General features: G+C 62.1%; 3 protein-coding genes. 1 reads left to right on the top strand and 2 read right to left on the bottom strand.

Annotation, left to right across the window (positions count from 1 at the left end):
• On the top strand, nucleotides 1–536 hold a 536-nt coding region (locus AC1D1X_RS23525; RefSeq protein WP_477699375.1), incomplete at its 5' end, for a 7-cyano-7-deazaguanine synthase.
• Here AC1D1X_RS23525 and AC1D1X_RS23520 read toward each other — a convergent pair.
• Together AC1D1X_RS23520 and AC1D1X_RS23515 are read right to left on the bottom strand one after the other, a co-directional pair.
• Nucleotides 509–835 (bottom strand): antibiotic biosynthesis monooxygenase family protein, encoded by a 327-nt coding sequence (locus AC1D1X_RS23520; protein ID WP_477669931.1) that lies wholly within the window; start codon nucleotides 833–835, stop codon nucleotides 509–511. The two genes, AC1D1X_RS23525 and AC1D1X_RS23520, sit on opposite strands and share 28 nt — an antisense overlap.
• A 35-nt stretch (nucleotides 836–870) precedes the next feature.
• Nucleotides 871–1320: MFS transporter (locus AC1D1X_RS23515; RefSeq protein WP_477699374.1), on the bottom strand; the 450-nt coding region annotated here is incomplete at its 5' end.

Raw genomic sequence — 1320 nt, 5'->3', positions numbered from 1 at the left:
GTGAAGACCACCTGCTGGACCTGGCGGTGCTCGGGCAGGTCAGCGACACCTCATTGACACGTGACGTCGCTTTCAAGATGGAAAGCTCGGGCCTGCCCAACACTTTTGTGCCGGGGCGCAACCTGCTGTTCCTCACGCTCGCAGCGGCGCTGGCTTACCGGCGAGATTTGCAGGTGCTGGTCACCGGCGTTTGCGAAACCGATTTTTCAGGCTACCCCGATTGCCGCGACGACACCATCAAGGCCATGCAGCTGGCGCTGTCGCTGGGCATGGACAAACGCTTTCTGATCGAGACGCCGTTGATGTGGATCGACAAGGCCGACACCTGGCGGCTGGCGCATGACATCGGTGAAAAATCAGGCGAGCCCAACGGCGGTGAAGCGCTGGTGAACCTGATCGTGGAACACACGCACACATGCTACCTCGGTGATCGTGTGCACCGGCATGCCTGGGGCTATGGCTGCGGCACCTGCCCGGCCTGCGAATTGCGGGCCAGAGGTTTCGCAGGCTATGTGGACGGGCTTTCGAAACCGTAGTCGCGTTCTACCTTTGCGATTCGGGTCTTGTAATGCGTGTACCAGTCGCTGCGACCCGTTTGCTGCGCCACCAGGTGCTCGGCATTCATTTTCCAGGTCTTGATGGACGCCAGGTCTTGCCAATAGCTCACCGTGATGCCCAGGCCTTCGCGGGCTGATTCGACGCCCAGAAAGCCCGGCTGCTGCGTGGCCAGCGCCACCATGCGGTCGGCCATGTCGCCGTAGCCCTTGTCGCCTTCGGTTCGTAATGACGTGAAGATCACGGCGTAGTAAGGGGCTGGGGGTGTGGCTGCAATCACAAAAATACTCCGTGGTTGGTGGCTAAAAAATGCCGCTAGCTTCTGCCGGGTGGCTCGACGATGCTGCGGGTGACAAGCGGGGGTTCTTCACCCAGGTGAAATCCGAGTTTGCGTTCGCGCAGCGCCACGTCGCTGGCCGTCACGCGGTCAAAGCGGCGCAGGTGCTCGGTCCATGACTCGTCAATGATCTGCTCGATGTAATGGCCGGGCTTGTTGACGTCGCGCAGCAGTTCCCACTCAAGTGCACCCTGGCGCAGGCGGCTGCGGCGGCTTTCCTGCATCAGCGCGCGAAAATCGTCGGCGCGCGCCAGGTCTATCTGGTAGTGAATCCTCACCACCACGCGGCCTGCACCGGGCGGCTCTTCGGCCACCGGCGCCTTGAACTGGCGCGACGGGGTCAGGTCTTCTTCAATGCTGAGGTCCGACACGAGGTACTGCGCCACCATCATCACGATCGAGCCGCTGGCGGCGGCCATCAGCAGGCC

It is taken from the genome of Polaromonas sp. P1_G4 (genome assembly GCF_056405475.1).
This window is presented reverse-complemented; position numbering and strand designations above follow the sequence as displayed.